Origin of the sequence: Algoriphagus hitonicola (genome assembly GCF_900113375.1) — a bacterium.
GTDB classification, from domain to species: domain Bacteria; phylum Bacteroidota; class Bacteroidia; order Cytophagales; family Cyclobacteriaceae; genus Algoriphagus; species Algoriphagus hitonicola.
The window spans coordinates 357,027-376,723 of sequence record NZ_FOPC01000002.1 but is presented as its reverse complement, the minus strand read 5'-3'; the positions used below and the strand labels follow the sequence as shown (position 1 = coordinate 376,723).

Annotated in this window: 21 protein-coding genes and 1 riboswitch; of the genes, 6 read left to right on the top strand and 15 right to left on the bottom strand. The window is 42.4% G+C overall.

The window, feature by feature from the left end; all coding sequences use genetic code 11:
- The first annotated feature begins 42 nt into the window (after nt 1–42).
- Together BM043_RS04405 and BM043_RS04400 are read left to right on the top strand one after the other, a co-directional pair.
- Nucleotides 43–660 carry a hypothetical protein gene (locus tag BM043_RS04405; protein WP_092789214.1) on the top strand — a complete coding sequence of 206 codons (618 nt, stop codon included), beginning with the start codon at nt 43–45 and terminating at the stop codon, nt 658–660.
- 91 nt (nt 661–751) lie between these two features.
- The gene (locus BM043_RS04400) at nt 752–1,336 is read left to right on the top strand and encodes a hypothetical protein (protein ID WP_092789213.1); all 585 of its coding nucleotides are present in this window, start codon (nt 752–754) and stop codon (nt 1,334–1,336) included.
- Nucleotides 1,337–1,346: 10 nt separating this feature from the next.
- Here the strand turns inward: BM043_RS04400 and BM043_RS04395 are convergent, their stop codons facing one another.
- A complete protein-coding gene (locus tag BM043_RS04395) occupies nt 1,347–1,937 on the bottom strand; it encodes a DNA-3-methyladenine glycosylase I (protein WP_092789211.1) in 591 nt (196 codons plus the stop codon).
- Nucleotides 1,938–2,024: 87 nt separating this feature from the next.
- Here BM043_RS04395 and alr point away from each other — a divergent pair, with 87 nt between their 5' ends.
- Nucleotides 2,025–3,179: an alanine racemase gene (gene alr / locus BM043_RS04390; protein ID WP_092789209.1), complete on the top strand. Its 1,155-nt coding sequence runs from the start codon at nt 2,025–2,027 to the stop codon at nt 3,177–3,179.
- 18 nt (nt 3,180–3,197) lie between these two features.
- Here alr and BM043_RS04385 read toward each other — a convergent pair whose 3' ends face one another.
- The 7 genes from BM043_RS04385 to rfbC form a co-directional block, all read right to left on the bottom strand.
- On the bottom strand, nt 3,198–3,935 hold the full coding sequence (locus BM043_RS04385; RefSeq protein WP_092789207.1) for a shikimate dehydrogenase family protein: 738 nt from the start codon (nt 3,933–3,935) through the stop codon (nt 3,198–3,200).
- Nucleotides 3,932–4,867 carry a DUF368 domain-containing protein gene (locus BM043_RS04380; protein ID WP_092789205.1) on the bottom strand — a complete coding sequence of 312 codons (936 nt, stop codon included), beginning with the start codon at nt 4,865–4,867 and terminating at the stop codon, nt 3,932–3,934. The genes BM043_RS04385 and BM043_RS04380 overlap by 4 nt, the downstream gene beginning before the upstream one ends.
- A 60-nt stretch (nt 4,868–4,927) precedes the next feature.
- Nucleotides 4,928–5,698: a phosphosulfolactate synthase gene (locus BM043_RS04375; RefSeq protein WP_092789203.1), complete on the bottom strand. Its 771-nt coding sequence runs from the start codon at nt 5,696–5,698 to the stop codon at nt 4,928–4,930.
- A 17-nt stretch (nt 5,699–5,715) separates the two neighbouring features.
- Complete coding sequence (locus tag BM043_RS04370) at nt 5,716–7,131, bottom strand: tetratricopeptide repeat protein (RefSeq protein ID WP_092789201.1); 1,416 nt, start codon at nt 7,129–7,131, stop codon at nt 5,716–5,718.
- A 130-nt stretch (nt 7,132–7,261) separates the two neighbouring features.
- The gene (locus tag BM043_RS04365; protein WP_092789199.1) at nt 7,262–8,212 is read right to left on the bottom strand and encodes an NAD-dependent epimerase/dehydratase family protein; all 951 of its coding nucleotides are present in this window, start codon (nt 8,210–8,212) and stop codon (nt 7,262–7,264) included.
- 3 nt (nt 8,213–8,215) lie between these two features.
- Complete coding sequence (locus BM043_RS04360; RefSeq protein WP_092789197.1) at nt 8,216–8,962, bottom strand: tyrosine-protein phosphatase; 747 nt, start codon at nt 8,960–8,962, stop codon at nt 8,216–8,218.
- The gene (gene rfbC, locus BM043_RS04355) at nt 8,963–9,517 is read right to left on the bottom strand and encodes a dTDP-4-dehydrorhamnose 3,5-epimerase (RefSeq protein ID WP_092789195.1); all 555 of its coding nucleotides are present in this window, start codon (nt 9,515–9,517) and stop codon (nt 8,963–8,965) included. It abuts the gene before it with no gap.
- Between the two features lie 185 nt (nt 9,518–9,702).
- Here rfbC and hflX point away from each other — a divergent pair, with 185 nt between their 5' ends.
- On the top strand, nt 9,703–10,968 hold the full coding sequence (gene hflX, locus BM043_RS04350) for a GTPase HflX (RefSeq protein ID WP_092789193.1): 1,266 nt from the start codon (nt 9,703–9,705) through the stop codon (nt 10,966–10,968).
- A 26-nt stretch (nt 10,969–10,994) separates the two neighbouring features.
- Complete coding sequence (locus tag BM043_RS04345; protein ID WP_092789191.1) at nt 10,995–12,056, top strand: PAS domain-containing sensor histidine kinase; 1,062 nt, start codon at nt 10,995–10,997, stop codon at nt 12,054–12,056.
- 675 nt (nt 12,057–12,731) lie between these two features.
- On the opposite strand, the gene BM043_RS04335 is transcribed toward BM043_RS04345, so the two are convergent.
- From BM043_RS04335 to BM043_RS04315, 5 genes are all read right to left on the bottom strand, one after another.
- The gene (locus tag BM043_RS04335; RefSeq protein WP_092789188.1) at nt 12,732–15,119 is read right to left on the bottom strand and encodes a TonB-dependent receptor; all 2,388 of its coding nucleotides are present in this window, start codon (nt 15,117–15,119) and stop codon (nt 12,732–12,734) included.
- Nucleotides 15,120–15,252: 133 nt separating this feature from the next.
- Nucleotides 15,253–15,349: riboswitch (TPP riboswitch) on the bottom strand.
- 68 nt (nt 15,350–15,417) lie between these two features.
- The gene (locus tag BM043_RS04330) at nt 15,418–15,675 is read right to left on the bottom strand and encodes a Txe/YoeB family addiction module toxin (protein WP_092789186.1); all 258 of its coding nucleotides are present in this window, start codon (nt 15,673–15,675) and stop codon (nt 15,418–15,420) included.
- Nucleotides 15,672–15,926, bottom strand: a complete 255-nt coding sequence (locus BM043_RS04325) for a type II toxin-antitoxin system Phd/YefM family antitoxin (RefSeq protein ID WP_092789185.1) — start codon at nt 15,924–15,926, stop codon at nt 15,672–15,674. The genes BM043_RS04330 and BM043_RS04325 overlap by 4 nt, the downstream gene beginning before the upstream one ends.
- A gap of 92 nt (nt 15,927–16,018) precedes the next feature.
- Nucleotides 16,019–17,542: a P-loop NTPase family protein gene (locus tag BM043_RS04320; RefSeq protein WP_092789183.1), complete on the bottom strand. Its 1,524-nt coding sequence runs from the start codon at nt 17,540–17,542 to the stop codon at nt 16,019–16,021.
- Between the two features lie 8 nt (nt 17,543–17,550).
- Nucleotides 17,551–18,651, bottom strand: a complete 1,101-nt coding sequence (locus tag BM043_RS04315; RefSeq protein WP_092789181.1) for a vWA domain-containing protein — start codon at nt 18,649–18,651, stop codon at nt 17,551–17,553.
- A gap of 143 nt (nt 18,652–18,794) precedes the next feature.
- On the opposite strand from BM043_RS04315, the gene BM043_RS04310 reads away from it, so the two are divergent.
- Nucleotides 18,795–19,025, top strand: a complete 231-nt coding sequence (locus tag BM043_RS04310; RefSeq protein WP_092789179.1) for a hypothetical protein — start codon at nt 18,795–18,797, stop codon at nt 19,023–19,025.
- Here BM043_RS04310 and BM043_RS04305 read toward each other — a convergent pair whose 3' ends face one another.
- Nucleotides 19,026–19,436: a type II toxin-antitoxin system VapC family toxin gene (locus BM043_RS04305; protein ID WP_092789177.1), complete on the bottom strand. Its 411-nt coding sequence runs from the start codon at nt 19,434–19,436 to the stop codon at nt 19,026–19,028.
- On the bottom strand, nt 19,429–19,686 hold the full coding sequence (locus tag BM043_RS04300) for a DUF6364 family protein (RefSeq protein WP_092789176.1): 258 nt from the start codon (nt 19,684–19,686) through the stop codon (nt 19,429–19,431). Before BM043_RS04300 ends, BM043_RS04305 begins: the two co-directional genes overlap by 8 nt.
- Between the last annotated feature and the right edge of the window lie 11 nt (nt 19,687–19,697).

Genomic DNA, 19,697 nt, shown 5'->3' with positions numbered 1-19,697 from the left:
ATTAGCAGATCGGTTTTTTTTGGTTTAAATAAAACTAATAGCTTGAAAAAAAGTAAATTAGCCTATCATTTAACTCGTGGAGGGATGCGTTTGAAAAATATTTTTTTCATTGTAAGCATTTTGCTTTTAGTATCCTGTGAAGACGAGGACTTCGTACCAAGAGGAAGTCAATTACTGTTGAACCCCAATTTATCACTTTACGAAGATTCAGTCCTTCCATGGACTTCCACAATAATTCGAAATCAATTTGAAACTGGGGTCACTAGAGAAGTTTTTTATTCAGGAAACAGATCTCTCTTTATTGAAAATCAGGATAGTACTGAGTTTGCATCAGCAAGTTGGAGCCAAACATACACCGGGCCCATGCCTAAGGAGGGGAGCACTTTAGAGCTCATGGCCTTTATAAAAGGGGAAAATATCAAGAGCCTTAGAGCGGATAATAACATATTTATTAACTTAGACATTCTTTCTAGTAATGGTGAAAGAATCCAATCGCAAAGTGCAATTAATGAACTTGAAGGTGATTTTGACTGGTATTTGCTCAAGGTTACCCTAGATAATTTTCCTGCCGATGCAAAGAGCATTGGGGCCAGCGTCAGCTTAAATAGTTGGGTTTTAGGAAAAGCTTACTTTGATGAAATTAATCTGTATGTGAAATAAATTCACAGATGAATTATTCAAGAATCCTCAGTTTTTGAAAACTAGTTCAAGTAACTTAGAATAATTTGAAAATGAATAAATCACAAAAGTTATGAAAGCTGGCAAAAACTTTTCCCTTATTCTTCTACTTTTCTGGTTGATTTCATGTAGCAGTGAAGAAGAATATTTACCAAGAGGAAGTCAATTACTCTTGAATCCCAACTTATCCCTCTATCCTGATAACGTTTTCCCCTGGGCCCCATTGATCCCCAATGAAATCCAATACGGAGTGAGCAGGGAGGTGTTTTTGACCGGAAATCGATCCCTGTTTATTGAAAATAAAGAAAGAAGTACAGCCAATTCTGCCACTTGGACTCAAACGTACACTGGACCAATGCCCGCACCGGGAAGCACCTTGGAGCTCTTGGCTTTTGTAAAAGGAGAAGATGTTATAGACTTGACGGCAGGAGGCAGAGTGCACATTGGGATAAAAGTCTTTCCTTTTGAAAATAGCGAAAGTAGAAATGCCTCTGCCACCAATGAACAGCTTTTTCAAGGTGATTTTGATTGGTTTCTGTTGAAGGCCACTTTGGAAAATTTTCCAGAAGACGCAGAAAAAATTCAAGTAAGGTTATTTGTACCTGATTTGACTTTGGGGAAAGTTTATTTTGATGAGATTAATCTTTTTGTAAGGTAAAAGTCCTAGCTTAGGGCCTTTTCAGCTTTTTGACTTCACTATGCCGAAAGCAATCCACCAAGTGGTCATTGACCAAACCCGTAGCCTGCATGTGTGCATAGATCGTAGTGCTTCCCAGAAATTTAAAACCACGCTTCTTAAGATCTTTGGCCAGACGGTCTGATTCTGGAGATGTAGCAGGAGCATCTTTCATACTTCGGAGTTGATTCTGAATCGTCTTTCCTTCCACAAAACCCCAGATGTAATCTGAAAAAGATCCAAATTCCCCCTGAATTTCCATAAATCGCTTTGCGTTGTTGATAGCTGCTTTGATTTTCAATTTATTTCGGATAATCCCTGGATTCTGGAGCAATTCCTCGGCATAGCTATCGGGAAATTCCGCAACAATTTTATAATCAAAATCCGCAAAAGCTTTGCGGTAACCTTCCCTTTTTTTCAGAATTGTGGCCCAACTGAGGCCTGCTTGGGCACTTTCCAAAATCAAAAATTCAAAGTGTGTCTGATCATCATAGACCGGCACCCCCCATTCCTGGTCATGGTATTCAATATACTGTGGAAACCCTAGGCACCAAGGACAGCGGGTAAGCGATTGTTCTTCCATAATTTCAAAAGTTTTGAATAAATGTAAAAAAGAATTGGGAATTGGGCTTTGCCTCCCTTAATTTTTGGCTTTCGCTTAAAATCGTTTATGATCGCTACCTCTTTTTTAGAAATCAGTGCCAAAGCCTACCGGCAAAATATCCGTTACATCCGGTCAGAAATCGGCCCGAAGCCGACCATTTCTGCAGTGGTCAAAGGAAATGCCTACGGTCATGGTATCGCTGAAATGGTGCAGATTGCCGAGAAAGCCGGGATTAGGCATTTTAGTGCTTTTAGTTCGGATGAGGCTTGGCTGGTGAAACACAACTCCAGTAAAAATTCCGAAATTATGATTCTTGGGATGCTTTATCATGAGGAGTTGGAAGCTTTGATTAAAGCGGAAATCAGTTTTTATGTTTTTGATTTTGAGCGATTGGAGAAAACTGTCGAAGTATCAAAAAAAATCGGAAAGGCAGCTAAAATCCATATCGAATTAGAAACGGGATTTCATCGAACGGGATTCGAATGGGAAGAACGAGAGAAGTTGGTTCAGTTTCTGCAAAAGACAAAGGAACATGTAATTCTCGAAGGGCTTTGCACGCATTATGCCGGAGCCGAAAGTGTCAGCAACTTTGTGCGAGTCAAAAATCAAATATCCGTCTATTACCGTTTCAAAGATTATTTATCAGAAAACCATATTTTTTTCAATCGCTACCATACGGCCTGTTCTGCAGCGACCTTGATTTTTCCGGAGACGATTATGGATATGGTTCGAATCGGAATTGCAGGTTATGGATTTTGGCCAACCAAAGAAACCTATTTTGCTAAACTCAAAGACCTATCCAAAACCAATAAAAATCCGCTCAGGCGTCTGATTTCTTGGAAAAGTCAAATTATGAGCCTGAAGAAAGTGAAAATGGGGGAATTTGTAGGGTATGGGAATAGTTTTATGGCCTTGAAAAATATGAAACTGGCTATCGTCCCGGTTGGATATGGGCATGGATACAGTAGATTGTTGTCTAATTCGGGTCAGGTTTTAATTGGTGGGCAGCATTGCCAAGTGGTGGGAACGGTAACTATGAATGCCATCGCAGTGAATATTACTCAGCTGAAAAATGTCCAAGTAGGAGATGAGGTAGTCTTGATCGGCAAGCAAAAATCCAAGGAAATCACCGTGGCGTCTTTTTCAGAATCTACTCAGCAGGTAAATTATGAATTGTTGACCCGTCTTCCCAAAGATATTCCGAGAAAGATCATTCCTTAGAATTGCTGAAGTGAAAACCTAAGAATTCCAGATTTTCCAGGCGGCTTCGGCTTGTAGCTCAAGCATATCCTGCCCGTTTTTTGCTTTTCCACCTCGGTCTATACAGGTCTGCATCAGTAGAGTTACTGCGGGATTATAAACCAAATCATAAACTCGGTGACCGGAATGGAGCTGCGAAACTGGGATATCAGCCATTTCATTGGTTTTAGGATAGGTGCCCAGAGGGGTGGTATTGATGATCAAAGGATAGTTTTCCATCAGAGAAGGGTCCTCGGCCAACGCATCATAGGTGACTAAACCTGAAGCGGGATTTCTGGAAACAGAAAGAAAATCCACATCCAAATCGGTCAGTGCTTGTTTGACCGCTTTGCTGGCGCCGCCAGTTCCCAAGACCAGCGCGGGAGGGATTTGATGTCCCAGCCAATGTAGAAGCGACTGTTTAAAGCCGATGTAGTCGGTATTGTAGCCGGTTTTTATGCCGTCTTTAACCCGAATGCAATTTACAGCTCCTATTTTTTCGCAAGCTGGATCAAGTCGGTCCAAAAATGAAATAACTGTTTGCTTATAAGGAATGGTTACCGATAGCCCTTCCAATCCAGGGTTTTGACCTACAATTTTTTCGAATTCCTCAACCTCGGGAATTTCATACAGATCAAATCGACAGTCTTTGATCCCCGCTGTTTCAAACTTGGCGTCAAAGTATTTCTTGGAAAAGCTATGCCCAAGTGGAAAGCCGATTAATCCGAATTTTCTCATGATTTCTGGAGTTTATTTGCCAGCCATTCGATAAATAAAACGATCCCAATTCCAAATAAAAATGCCAAGACGGCCGAGACGATTTGAGGCTCTTTGCCAACAATGTCAAGGTAGTTTCCAGGAAGTATGTTTTCGGTCAAAAATGGTTTTTGTTCACCACTGGATGAGGTTCGCCATTCGATGACTTCTTTCCAAGGCCAGAGTTCGTTGACTGATCCCAGCATAAATCCAGAGAGCAATCCAATCGTGGCCGAATGAAATTTTCGAAGCAGGTAAGAAACTACCCGACTAAAGGCTAGAATTCCCACGACGCACCCAGAGGCAAATAAGCCTAAGGTAAAAATGTCCCGGTCAGATACAGCTTTGAGGATAACTTCATATTTTCCCAAAATCAACAAGATAAAACTCCCGCTGATGCCCGGCAAAATCATGGCACAGATAGCAATCGCGCCTGATACAAATATAAACCACTTGGCATCCGGGGAAGTGGTAGGCGGTAAATTAGTGACCCACCAAGCGATGGCAGTTCCGATCAAAACGGCCAAAATCACCCCCAGGTGCCATCTCTTGATGTCTTTTAAAATCAAGAAAGCACTGATCAAAATCAATCCACAGAAAAAGGACCATAATGGAATCGGGTGATCTGCCATCAAATAAGTGATGAGCTGAGAAAGTGCAAAAATGCTCGTCAGAATACCGAGAAGTAAACTGGCTAAAAAGGTCCCGTTAACAGCGAAGTAAAACTTCTTGAGTTCTAGTTTTCTGAGGAGGCTGAGATTTTCGAGATTGAAGGAATTGATGCTTTCTAAAAGCGTCTGGTAGATTCCGGCAATCAAGGCGATCGATCCTCCTGAGACACCGGGAACAATATCTGCCGCACCCATGGCCATCCCTTTGAGATAGGTCAATCCGTTTTTTTTCAGTGATTTCATGGTAAAAATATAGGCTGACCAAAAGCAAATTCGATCAGCCTATTTTTGGGGATAGATAAGTTAAAGTTTGATTTCTCCTAAGAAATGATCGAAAGTATCTCCGCGTAGTCCGAGTCGGATAGTTTCCAATGGGATCACTTCCGACGGGCTGATATTCCCAAGATTTACATTAGCGCCGAGGAGTTTGATAAACCACACTTGCTGGGATTTGATCGGTGCTTCCCAGATGATTTTCTCTTCGGGGATCTGGGTCAGAATTTCTTCAACCAGACCTTGACGAACTTCTCCAGAATCCCGGAATAGTCCGACATTGCCTCCTTCTCTTGCCTCACCGATGACTTTCCATGCGCCGGCTTCGAGTTCGGTTTCCATCTGTTCGATCCATTTATAAGGAGGGATGATTTTAGCGGCATCTTTTGAACCTACTTCTGAAAGCACTGTGACCTGCTTGGCGAGAGTCGAGATGTATTCACATTTTTTTTCGTGATTCAAGGAAATTGAACCATCGGAAACCTCGGCAAAAGTCAGATTATATTTATCCAAAACCTTCCGGTAATCGTCAAACTGTCCCCTGACGATAAAAGCTTCAAACAAGGTTCCTCCAAAATAAACTGGAATACCGGCCTCTTTATAGATGGCTAGTTTTTCAGAAAGTTTTTTGGTCACATAGGAAGTGGCCCATCCCAATTTAACAATATCAACAAAATCCGAACAGCTATCCACAAAGTCTTCTGTTTCCCGCAGGCTGAGTCCTTTGTCCATCGCCATCGTAAATCCCGCGTTGCGAGGCTTCTCAGTTCGCACGGGGATGTTCTTTAGCACATAATTCATTCGCTTGGTTTTAAGTTTTAGGGCATGAGATTTTCATCTCGGTACTGGGCAATAATTTTGTAGATAGCCTTTTGCTTTTGAAGTTCAGGCATCAATTCATACAAAATCGTATGCCGATCAAAGTTCAAAGTTAAGGCATTTTCCAAAAATGAAAACGCTTCTTTGTATTTGCCCATTTTGATCTGGTAAACTACCATGCGATAATAGAGTTCGGCTTCCTCTGGAAGTTCGTCAATTCCCTCCTGAATCACGTCTATCGCTTCCTCAAAGCGGTTTTGATCAAAATAGATCACCGAAAGATTGACGTATGTTTCCATGATGCCCGGCTCCAGATTGATGGCCTCTTCATAGGCTTCAGAGCTGGCTTGGAGATTTCCCAGATTAAATTCCGCATCAGCAAGGCCCACCCAGTAATTGGCATTTTCCTCGCTAAGTTTGAGTGCTTTTTTGAAATAATGAATGGCTTCAAAAAATTTATTTTTCTTCAGCATGCACATTCCCAATCCAAACCAGGCATCGTCATACTCCTCGTCAAGCTTTGCAGATTTTTTAAAATACTTGAACGCATCGTCGATTTTTCCCAACTTTTCGTAGGCTGCGCCCATATAGCAGCAGTTTTCTGCATTAGCACCTTCGCAGTTGATGGTGTTTTGGTAGGCTTCCAGAGCGAGTTCGTACTGCTGAGTATTCATCAGGGCATTGCCCAAATTGAAATAGGCAGAAGCAAAGGCGTCGTCTATCAAGATGGCATAATCGTAGGCTTTGATCGCCTCCTCAAATCTTCCCAGTCGATTATAAACCACCCCAAGATTGTACCAAGCTCCGGCGCTGTATGGATCCTGATCGATAAACTCCTGATAAAACTCCAGAATTTCGTCAAAATTCCCTTCCTCTTCTGTGATCATGGCGAGTTGGAACAGCGCGTCTTCATGGTTAATTTTGATTTTAACCGATTCTTTGAAGTAGTGGCTGGCTTTTTTATTGTCGCCTTTGGCGCGAAAAAGATTTCCCAAGGAATAAAATACTTCGGCCCGATCGTCCGCAAGCGGGAGGAAATTTTCCAACAGCTCAATTCCTTCCTGTGGGTTTCCCGCTAGGATATAGGCATTAGCTAGGGCAAGGATGATCTCCTCGTTGTTGGGTGAAATCGTATTGATGCTTTCCAGGATTTCAAGGCCTTCTTCGAGCTCATCGTTGAAAATGAGACATTGGGCCTTGAGGAGCTTAATTTCTACCGAAAAGGGGAATTTTTCCAAAGCAAATTCGGAAGCCCGAAGTGCCTTGAGGAATTTTTGCTGATCAAAATAAAACCGGATTATATCTTCCAGCTCTTCTTCATCAAAATAAAGGTCAAGATTTGACTTGAGGGAATTTTCAAATCGCTCTACCAGCTTTTTGTCGTTTTCCCAATCGTGATCGTGATCTCCGGTCATCCGCTTGTGTTAAGGTTTACTTAAATTACCGAATATTATTTATTCTCAAATCGAGACTCCTCTTTTTTTTCGAAAATCTTTACAAGAATTTTATTCGGATTTTGGTTAACGAACCTTTTTCAAAATAAGTTTATTTGGCCCAGGAAAAGGTCTCCTCGAGACTTCGAAAGCTATAATTCAAAGTTTGACTGACTTTGGCATTGCTATAGCTGACTTTTTGGGAAGAAATCATTGCTGTTTTTTTATTCAAGGGGTTTTTGCTCAAGCCCAGTTTTCGCATGATTCCTGCAAAAATCACCGCAAAACGAAGCATCATTGGGCTGGCTTTTATACTTGGGGCTTTCTTGCCAAAGGTTTCGGCCATTCGCTGGAAAAATTCCCGATAGGAAATCGATCCAGCACTGACAATAAAGCGCTCCCCCCAGAGCCCTTTTTCATAAAGTAATCGGATCACAGTAGAGGCGTCTCGGACATCTATATAATTGAGGTCTCCGATGGGAAAATACTTGTTTTCTTCCAAGACGTAGTGATAAATAGCCGTGCTGCTCCGATCATCGCTGATTTTCCCAAGTATAATAGAGGGGTTGATAATTAAGATATTGAGTCCTTCCTGCTGTCCTCTCCATACCTCGAGTTCGCCCCAATATTTGGAAATAGCATAATCGGTGTTGAGTGGGGAATCGACCCATTTGAAATCTTCATCCAGCTCAAATTGGTCTGCACTCCGGCCAATTGCGGAAACGGAGGATATGTGGATGAGTTTTTTTACCCCGGTATTCTGCATGGCATTGACGAGATTTGTTGTGCCGGTGACATTTACTTTTAAAAGCGCATCAGTGTCTCGGGGATCAAATGACACCAGTCCTGCGGAATGAATGACCAAATCCATTCCTTCAAGAGCAGATTCTAAAGACTCAATATCCGAGAGTTCACCCTCGTGCCAGTTCACTTGCAAATCTTTTTCCAGAAGCGTGGAATTTGAATTGGGTCGACGAAGTCCGTGGATTTCTCCCAAAGATGAAAATTCCTTGGCCAGATAGCTTCCCAGTAAGCCGGTGATTCCGGTGATGAGGACTTTCATGGATCAGAGACGTGAGTTGAGCCAGTCTTTTTCCCGAATACGATCGTAACCCTTGGATTTGGGAAGGAGCTCGAGCATATCCAGATAACGTTCATTATGGCAGTCTGTTCCCAAAAACTGCACATTCCCCTTTTCCAAAAGCAATTCGGCAAAATCCTTCACTTGTTTGGAATAGAATCCGGTCAGGGATAGTAAATTGATCTGGAGAATAATATTGCGATCCAGTAAATCCTGAAGAAGTGCTTTGTCAGCGTGGAGATACTGATATCGCTCAGGGTGAGCAAATACTGGCTTGTATCCGGCCATTTCCAAATGAAAAAATATCTCTAAAAGCATCTGTGGACGATTGATAAATCCCGTTTCCACCAAAATATGCTGCTCTCCAAAAGTTAAGAGTTTCTCGCCTTTTTTGACTTTTTCCAGGAAAATTTCATCCATATAATACTCCGCAGCAGCATCTATTTCGATGTCAATACCTTCTTTTTTGACTGCCTTTCGGAGATCTTCCAGCCCCATGCCGATGATTTCGGGATTATTCCGGTAATACTCGGACATAATATGGGGTGTGGTGATGAGTTTTTTCAATCCATAGTCAGCCAATCTTCGCACAAGGGCTAATGATTCCTCCATGGATTTGGAGCCATCGTCAATACCTGGAATCAGATGCGAATGCATATCCGCCTGCAACCAACTCAGGTCAAGTGCCTCTAATACTTCGGGTTTACGTTTAAACAGGTCTAAAATGCCCATTTATAATCCTCCTCCACTAGTTTCTGTAAATTCTTTTAAGCTGGGCCAAGTCTCATCCTTGGCAGAAATAATTGGGTGCTCCACTTGCCAGTCAATTGCTAGTTGGGGGTCATCCCATTTGATGCCGCCCTCACTGGCTTGGTGATAGTATTCGGAGCATTTGTATGCAAATATAGCATCTTCTAGCACAGAAAAGCCATGGGCAAAGCCAGTTGGAATATAAAGTAGATTGTTTCGATCCGCATCGAGGACAGCTGCATAGCTTTTGCCATAACTCGGGGAGCCTTTTCTGAGATCTACCGCCACATCCAGTACTTTTCCCTGGATGACTCTGACGAGCTTAGCCTGTGCATAGGGTGCGTGCTGAAAATGAAGACCTCTGACTGTTCCCTTTTGAGAAAATGACTGATTATCCTGAACCCAATCATGGGTGATTCCGTGAGGAATTAACCAATCCAATCGGAAAGACTCAAAGAAATAGCCACGCTCATCTCTAAAAACTTTGGGCTGGATCTCGAGTACACCGGGTAAAGCAGATTCTGTTATTTGAACCATGAAGTGAAGGGTTTCTTAAAGAATTTGTAAAATAACCACTAGCTACTACACTATCCTAAACAATTTTGAGGAAATATCCCGAACTTTGTTTCCTTCCGATTGGTATTCAGAGACTCTGCTTGGGGTCACAAAATGAAACTATTCGATTGATTCCTGCCTTTTGAAAATAAACCCTACTATTCTTTATGAGTAAATTTTCGCGCAAACTCCAAAAACTACACGATACCGCACCCAAGCAGGAAACGGCTGTTCTGGTCAGTCTAATCCGCCAAAATCAAAGCGAACAGGAAACGGCCGAGCACTTGGATGAGTTGGCTTTTTTGACCGAAACCTTGGGAGTAAAGGCGGTGTATCGTTTTACCCAGCGGATGGAGAAACCCGATATTCGGACTTTTGTAGGTAAAGGAAAGTTGGAGGAAATTTTGGCTTATGTCGAGCATTTTGAGGTGGACATGGTCATTTTTGACGATGATCTTTCCCCTTCGCAAATGAAAAATTTAGAGAACGAACTCAAGGTCAAAGTCTATGATCGGTCTTTACTGATTTTGGATATTTTTCTCAACAGAGCTCAAACAGCTCAAGCCAAAACACAGGTGGAATTAGCTCGTTTTCAATATTTATTGCCCAGATTGACTCGAATGTGGACTCACTTGGAGCGGCAGCGAGGGGGTACATCTACCCGTGGAGGTGCCGGTGAGAAAGAGATCGAGACGGATAAGCGGGACATTCGAAACAAAATCACGCTGCTCAAACAGAAGCTTCGAGAAATCGAAAAGCAAGGTATCACGCAGCGAAAAGGAAGACAAGGGATTGTCCGAGTAGCTCTGGTCGGCTATACCAATGTGGGAAAAAGCACACTGATGAATCTGATCACTAAGACGGATATTCTTGCTGAGAATAAATTATTTGCTACCGTTGATTCTACCGTTCGGAAGGTCGTTTTGGAGAATGTACCTTTTCTGCTCTCCGATACTGTCGGGTTTATCCGAAAGCTTCCGACCCACCTGATCGAGTCCTTTAAATCTACGCTTGACGAAATTCGGGAAGCGGATCTTTTGGTACACGTAGTGGATATTTCTCATCCTAATTTTGAAGATCATTTCAGTGTGGTGGATCAAACTCTCCGGGAAATCAAAGCAGGCGATAAGCCGGTCCTTTTGGTTTTTAACAAGATCGACTTGGTAGAGACGATGCCATCCGAGGAGAAAATCATGGAAATGTCCGAAATGGATCTTCAAGAGGCAGATTACAAAGATTTTGATGCCTTGTCTGATGCCTATGAAAAGAAAACAGGTGTGAAGCCTGTTTTTATGGCAGCCGGATCGGGGGAAAATGTAGAGGAATTTAGAAGGAGATTGACTGAAGAAGTAAAAAAACAACATTTGAAACTTTATCCTCATTACCTTGAGGATCAAACCGTCGTATTCGAAGAGAAAAATCAAGAGTCCTAAAACAGACTTATATCTTCGCTTAGTTTATGATTTCATCCGACTTCTCATTAGAAACTTTTTTTGATCTAACTCCTGATCTGGTTTGTGTAGCCGGATATGATGGCTATTTCAAAAAAATCAATCCGGCGGTTTCCCACGTGCTGGAATATTCTCTTGAGGAACTTTACAGCCGGCCCATTGATGATTTTATTTACCCTGAAGATAGGCCGATCACCCAAACTAAAAGAGAGGACCTCAAAGAGCGCAAGCCCTTAATCAATTTTGAAAATCGCTATGTGAGCAAAAGCGGCAAAATTATTTGGCTTTCCTGGACCTCTTGGCCCATTCCGGATCAGCAGGTGGTTTTTGCTATCGCTAAGGAAGTCACGAGCCGAAAAAATCAAGAAAATAATCGGGAGGCTATGTTAACGGCTTTGTCTGAGAAAAACGAAGAACTCAAACGGTTAACCTATGTCACCGCCCATGATTTGAGAACGCCCGTCAGTAGTATTCTTATGGTGTTTAATTTGTTGGATTTTAACAAAATCCAAGATCCGGAGACGCTCGAGCTGGTACAGTTGATCCAGCGATCAACTTTGGGCCTGAAGGACAGCCTCAATAAATATCTCCACTTAATCGCTGAGAAAGAGTCGAGCAACTTCGATCTTGAGCTTCTGAATTTTTCTGAAGTATATAGCCAAGTAGTATCCACGATTCAACCTCTTATCTCTTCCACGGGAACTGAGATAGTGTCAGATTTTTCGAAAGCACCCGAACTTCACTACAACAGGCTTTATCTGGGCAGTATATTTCTGAATTTGATCAGTAATGCCATAAAATACAGTCGTCCGGATATTCAATCTAGGATCAAAATTAAGACCTTTAAATCTGAAGGGAAAACCATTTTAACGATCCAGGATAATGGTGAAGGTATGGATATGGAATATGTCAAAGGCAAGCTTTTTGGGATGAATCAGACTTTTCATCAGCATGCTGATAGTAAAGGAATTGGACTTTACTTGATCTATAATCACATTAAAAGTGTGGGAGGAAGTATTGAGGTCGAGAGTGAAATCGGCATGGGAAGTACGTTTACGATTACTTTTTGAACTATTGCTAGGAGTGGTTTTGAAGAATAGAGCAAATGAAGTGTCTAAGCTAGGCTGGATTGCAATTAATTACTTTATTTGACGGATATAATCCTTGGGATCATGAGGCACTTTCACTATATCAATAGAAAAAACGGAATACAAAAGCTTGGTGGTATTCTGATCTTGACTGGAGTGATAGTGGTCACCATTCCTTTTTTTGTAGATGTAGAGACCGCTTTTAGCAAAGTCCTTTTGGTAAGCGGGGTTCCCTTAACTTTAGGGTTACTTATTATTTCCACTTATGGTTGAGTAATCCTAGATTTTGAAGCCCACAAACTAAAGAAATACCACAGCATTTTTTGGATCAAGTGGGGAGAATGGCAAAGTCTTCCAGAGATTGAAAACGCAGAATTGATTCACCACACCTACAGGGAAACCAATACTCCAAACGGAATCAGCCCAACACTCTCAGGAGAAGTAACGGTTTATAAATGCGTCTTACTGGTCATTAGGGAAAAATTTATGGTTTTTGATTATTCAAGAGAAAAAGACGCGATAACTGCTTTGGATATAATTCGAAATGGGTTCAAGCTTTCATAAGAACTAGCTTTCGCAAAAGAAAAATCATTGGTCATACAAAAAAGGCCACAGATTAACGAATTCATCATCCTTGAATCTGTGGCCTTTATTTTTTTAAAATTTCAAACTAAGCCCCAGTAGGAAATTAGTACCTGCCTGTGGATAGTAGAAGTTTTCGGTAACGAGTTCACGTCCATTTCCCCCTGGCACAAAATAGCTAAAGGTATAGCCGTTGGGTTCATACATCTCATTGAAGATATTGTTGATCAGTAAATTTACTTCTAGCCCTTTGAAATAGCGAGGCTGAGCCGAATAGCTGATCCTCAGATCATTGGTAAAGAAGGCATCAAGTGAGCGGTCCACGTTGGAGGTATTGTCCAGAAACTGTCTTCCCACATATTTACTCAGCCAGTTTACCGAAATATTTTTGGTCGGGTTGTATTCAATGATGGCCGATCCCACGACATTGGGGGAAAAGGCGATATCCGTATCCGTGTAAGTAAAGGCCTCTTGCTGAAACTCCTCTACAGAATAATCATCGATGTATTCGGTGAATTCAGCGATCTTATTTTGGCTGAAAGCAATATTTCCACCCAAAGTCCAGACTGGAGAAAGCTGATAGGCTCCATCTAATTCTATTCCTGCCCGATAAGAAGATGCCACGTTTTCCCGGATATAGGCTCCTACATCGTTGATTTGACCTGTGAGAATCAACTGATCCTTGTAGTCCATGTAGTAGAAATTGGCATTGTAGGTGAAGTCTCCACTTCGTGCCCGAACTCCCGCCTCTATATTGTTCAATCGCTCAGGCCTGGGAACTTCCGTGATGGGATTGTCTGTGAAGTCAGATCGGGTGGGTTCCCGATTGGCTACGGCATAGCTTGCGTAATAGGTTTGATTTCCTTTTTCGTAAGAAAAGCCAAACTTGGGATTGAAGAAGGTATAATTTTCCTGTCCGGTCACGATCCGCTGATCATCATTGACCCCGTCAAAAGAGTAATTGATCCCTCTCAGCTGCAAATCACCAAAAATATTCAATCCCGGGCTGATCTCATAGGTAGCTTTGGTGTAGATGTTCCGATCGTCTTTGATGGCATTATTGTCATAGTAACGGTCGCGAATATTGGTATTTCCCGCAAATCGCGCCCAGATGATTTCCCCAAAGTGTCCACCATCGTAGCGATTGGCGCCACCACCGATGATCCAGTCCAGTTTGCCATTGTCGGAGATGTAATTGACAGAACCCACGAAACCGTAGAAGTCATTGTCCAACCAGCGTCTCCGGATGATATCCGAACTGCTGATCACTTCTTTTCCGATGGTGACATTTGGCAGATTGTAGCTGCCAAAGTCGTCCTCTTCCCGAAACTGCTCGTAATAGCCTCGGCCGTAAGTATAGTGAAGGGCAAGGTTAGTTTTCCAGTTGCTCCCCACTTGTCCGGTGTAGATCAACTGATAATGATCTTGCTGATAATTGTCTGTTTCGTTGTCATAGGTGTAATAATTCCAGGTTCGGTCATTTTCCAATTTGTCTTCAGGAAGTCCCCACCAAGATTGATAGGTTTGCTCTTGACCGGAAAATGACACAAGTTTGATCACGCTTTTTTCCCCATAATAGCCACCTGATACAAACCAACTGCTTAAGTCCGAAAATGCCCGGTCTACAAATCCGTCAGATGTGATTTTCGAAAGTCGAGCATCTACTGCAAAGCGGTTGTTCAGTAATCCCGTTCCTGCTTTGACCGAATGTCTCCAGGTGCCAAAAGAACCGAAACCATTGTCAATTTCTGCGTAAGCTTCGTCCTTTCGGGTATCGGTTTGGAAGTTGAGGCTCGCACCAAAAGTTGCGGCTCCATTGGTGGAGGTACCGACTCCGCGCTGGATTTGCACATTCTCGACAGAGGAAGCAAAATCCGGCATATTTACCCAAAACACGCCATGTGATTCGGCATCGTTGAGCGGAATGCCATTGATGGTGGCATTGATTCGGGTCTGATCGGATCCGCGGATGCGAAGTCCTGTGTAGCCGACCCCGGCTCCAGCATCGGAGTGAGAAACTACCGATGGCGTATAGTTGAGTAAAATTGGAATGTCCTGACCGAGATTTCGTTTTTCCAGTTCGGCCTTATCGATAGTTTTAAAGGTCGTCGGGGTACTTTCCGATGCTCGGGTTGCCGAAACAATAAATTCTTCTGATAGAAAATCCTTGCTTTCGAGACTGAATAACAATTCCTCTGCATAAGGCAGGGTAATTTCTTGCGAGACGGACTCATAACCCAGATAGGAGACGCGAATTGTCAGTTTTTCATCGGTTAATCTTGCAAGGACAAATTTCCCATCCATGTCGGTTACAGTTCCTCTTCCGGTTCCTTCGGCCCAGACGGATGCGCCGATAAGCGGAGAGTTAGTGGATTGATCCACTACTTTTCCCTTGATTTGCTGCTGCGCAAAAGCAGCGGTGAAAGTCAGACAAAAAGCCAGACTAAGCCATAAATTTTTCATGTTGATACTATCCCTTACGGGTGATTGAGTGAAACATGGGAAGACTTAGGGGAAGTCGTCCGTATTTGTTTACCCGTTTTGCAAAAGAAAAATACAAAAACTCAGATGGTACCAATTCTGAGTTCTGAATGATTACTCTGCTTGCTCATTTCCCTTCGCCGGCACTACCCGGATCAGGTAATATGGGTATGATCTCAGCCCGTGATATTAGGGCACCCCTTATGATCTGAGACAAAGGTAGGAGGGAAAAGTTGGAAAGCAAAAAAGTCATTTAAGTCTTCTCTAGCCTTTTTTAGAATCAATCGTAATGAAATCTACATTTGGCAATTAGAATTTCATCATCTTTTACCTGATAGATTAATCGATGCTCTTGATCTATTCTCCTTGACCAAAAACCTGAATATTTGAATTTTAAGGGTTCGGGTTTTCCAATTCCTTCAAAAGGGTGTCTGGAAATATCTTTTAAGAGCTCGTTGATTCTTTTCAACTTCTTTTTGTCGGTTTTTTGCCAATAGAGATAGTCCTCCCAAGATTCTTCAACGAACACGAATTTCATTCTTTAAGCAGTTCTTTCTCGAAGGATTTTCCGGACTTTAACTTTTGAATAGCAGCATCGAGACGCACCTCATTTGCTCTAGAGGAAAGTTCATGATGGGTGGCTTTTAGGGAGTTGTATTCGGCCAAAGACATGATCACAATTCCACTATCTTTTCCTCGGTTTATAATTAATGTTTCAAAATTTTGGGAAATCTGATCAAAATAACGCTTGATATCTTTTCGAAAATCTGATAATGTAGTAGTGAGCATAATAATGAAATTTGTACACAAATATGTACATAATTTATCACAAAATTGTTTCCAGGGGATTTTTAAAAGAAAAAAGGGCCAAAGCCCCTTTCTTATAAATCATCCTCGTCAAAGTCCTCTTCTTCACCCGGCCCCATATTGAACATGGAGCTGAACAAGTCCTTAAACTGCAAGCCGGTGTCTAGTAAATTTTTACTAAGCTGGGAATATTCGGCTAAGCCGTGCAAGGCAAACTCCATAAAGAATTCCTTTTCCTTTTCAGGCAGATTTTTGACCATTCCGGTGACCACCTCTTCCAGTCCGGGGACTTCATGAAGGGCTTGCTTGTATTCCTTATCGGATTGGGATGCCAAAATATCCAGCTCGTTTCCTTCTCCAAACCAAGCCAATGGAATCACATAAGGATTACCTTCTTTGGCTTTTTTCTTTTGCTCCGGCGATGGAAAATAGTTGACAAACTGCGAACGAATGGCTTTTCCGATCAAGTTATACGCTACCAGACCAGCACCTTCCTGCTCTCCTTCATAAACTAACTCGACCTTTCCGGTGATCGCTGGTATGACACCGATCAGATCTGCAATTCTCACGGTGGTATTTTCCTCCCCATTGAGATAAAGTCTTCGCTCTGCTGCGGAAATCAGATTTTCATAGGCCGAAATCGTCAGACGGGCAGAAACTCCCGACTTTTCATCCACGTATTCAGAATCCCTCGCCTCGATCGCAATCTGTTCGATCAGATCTTTCATCAGTTCCGGTACATGAATATTCTCCACCGGCTTCCCTTCCAAATTAGCTTCTTGAGCGGTGATTTTTTTACCGATTTCGATGGATTTTGGATAGTGGGTAATGATCTGACTTTCGATCCGATCTTTCAGAGGCGTGACAATGCTGCCCCGATTGGTATAATCTTCCGGATTGGCAGTGAAAACAAACTGAATATCCAGCGGAAGTCTCAATTTAAATCCTCGGATCTGAATATCGCCTTCCTGCAAAATATTAAACAATGCCACTTGAATCCGGGCCTGTAAATCGGGCAATTCATTGATCACAAAAATGGAACGGTGAGACCGCGGTACGAGGCCATAGTGAATCACCCGTTCGTCATTATAGCTGAGCTTCATCGTGGCCGCCTTGATGGGATCTACATCACCAATCAAATCGGCTACCGAAACATCGGGCGTGGCTAGCTTTTCGGTATAGCGATCATTCCTATGCCACCAGATGATAGGCGTATCGTCTCCCCGCTCTTCGATAAGATTTCGGGCATAGGATGTTAAGGGTTGCAATGGGTCGTCATTGAGTTCGGCTCCATAGACGACAGGCACGTATTCGTCCAAAAGCTGCGTCATCATCCGGGCAATCCGGGTTTTGGCCTGACCTCGAAGCCCGAGTAAGTTGATATTGTGTCGGGACAGGATCGCCCGCTCGATATCGGGAATCACCGTATCCTCATAGCCCCAGATTCCTTCAAAGACATTTACTTTGCGCTTGATTTTAGCGATCAAGTTGTCTCGGAGTTCTTCTTTGATGGATTTGGATTCGTAGCCAGAGGCTTTAAGTTGTCCGAGTGTCCGGATTTGTTTCAGTTCTTTTCCAGTAAGTTTTTGGTAGTCCATGCGATTGGTTAAAAGCGTTTGGTTCGGTTTCTTCTATAGTCTTCAAAAATCAAATCGCCGAGTCCTTTGAGCGAACTGTAATAGGCGTTTCCATTATTGACTTGGGTAAATTCCTTGACAAATTCCTTCAAATAAGGGTCTGAGGCAATCATAAAGGTAGTTACGGGGATTTTCAGTTTCCGGCATTGGGCAGCAAGCTTCAGGGTTTCGCCGAGAATCTTGCTATCAATGCCAAAAGCGTTTTTGTAGTATTTGATTCCCACTTTCAGACAGGTAGGCTTTCCGTCGGTGATCATAAAGATCTGCTTGTTGGGGTTTTTTCTTCGGCGGAGCAAATCCATGGCAAGCTCCAAGCCCGCTACGGTATTGGTGTGATAAGGTCCGACCTGCAGATAAGGCAAATCTTTGATTTCGATTTGCCAAGCATCATTTCCGAAGACGATCACGTCTAAGGTGTCTTTTGGATAGCGGGTTTTGATCAATTCGGCTAAAGCCATGGCTACTTTTTTGGCAGGGGTAATGCGGTCTTCCCCATACAAAATCATGGAATGGGAAATGTCGATCATCAGCACGGTGGAGGTTTGGGATCGAAATTCATTTTCCACGATTTCCAGATCATCTTCTGTCAGCAGGTAATCGCCCGAGAACCCATGATTGGCCTGAGCGTTTCGAAGTGAATCGGTCAGCGCGATTTGATCCAGATTGTCTCCAAATTCATAGGCTCTTCGGTCACTTCCCCGCTCTTCTCCTTGGCCTGAGTGTGTGGTTTTATGTTGACCGGATTTTCCACGTTTGAGTTTGCCGAAGATTTCTTCCAGAGCGGATTTTCTAATCGTTTGTTCTGCTTTTCCGGTGATTTTAAACTCTCCTTTTTGGTTTTCCTCGGTCAGATAGCCTTTAGTCTTAAGATCTTCAATAAAGTCTCCGATCCCGTAGTTGGGGTTCGTGAGGTTGTAGCGCTTATCCAGATTAGTGAGCCAACTGAGTGCTTCTGCTACATCTCCTCCGGTCATGGTGACCAATTGGAGGAAAATATTGAGTAGATTCTCGAAGGTGTTTTTTTCGGGATCTTGGGGAGGTATGTATTGCGTAAAGCGAAAGCCTTTCATGGGTAGATGCAAGATATTAGTTAAAAGAAGCAAGACGTAAAATGCAATCTGAGGTTGGATTCTGGTCTATTTTCGTAATTACTGGCTTCATAACAAAGTGAACGGGATAGGAGTTTTAATAATAGAATAAAAACAGGAAAAAGATGAAGAATTATGAATTTGCAGTAGGATTTGTGACGGGAGCGCTGATCATCTTCGTAACCTTGATTCAGCTCAATGTTGCCCTTCCTTTGATTTGGTTGCTATTTATGGCAGGACCATTTTTGGTGATGTGGATGGTGTGGTCTGTGTTGGTTGCTCCGGTTCAGATCGAAGAGACTTTTGAAGAACAATGGTATCAGGATAGGCCGGATTTGAGGAGAGAGGAAGATTGATTAAGAAGCGAAAAATTCTTTCGGTGTAAATACAGGTATTTGAGAGACACCTATGAATTCTTTTTTATTTCTAGTTATAATAAAGTCCATTTTATAGGCTAAGGCTGTATAATATTGCAAGCCATCTTCCTTGTCTTTAAAATTGGAATTTAAGGATTTTCGAACTGAATCCCTTCCTCCGGGGATTACATCACAGACTGAAAAAAACTTTTCTAAAGTTTCACTTGCCAAGGGTATTTTATATACTTCAAAAGTAAGGTAGAAAAGATTTCCTAAACTGCTTTCAGCAATAAATAGATGAGCTAATTCATTCTGTGCAAGCAAAAAAAAAGATTTAGCATCCTCATAAAAGGGCTCTCTTTTTGCCAAAAGATCAATGACGACATTAGTATCTAAGAATATCTTAACCATACTTTTCTAACAAATAGCGTCTTCGAAGCTCTTTGTCAGACTCTTTTAGACTTGGTACGGGTTTCGTAGATTCTAATTTTTTTAGAAGTGATATAGCTGCTTTTTGAGCCTCCGTTTGTTCAATTTCTGGATCTTCTTTGGAAAAAACCTCCTCAAACATTTTTGAAAGCGAAACTCCTCTGTTGGCTGCAATGGTCTTTGCACGCTCTACTATTTCTTTTTCGACAGTGAGTGTGAGTTTTGTTTTCATATTTGCACGTG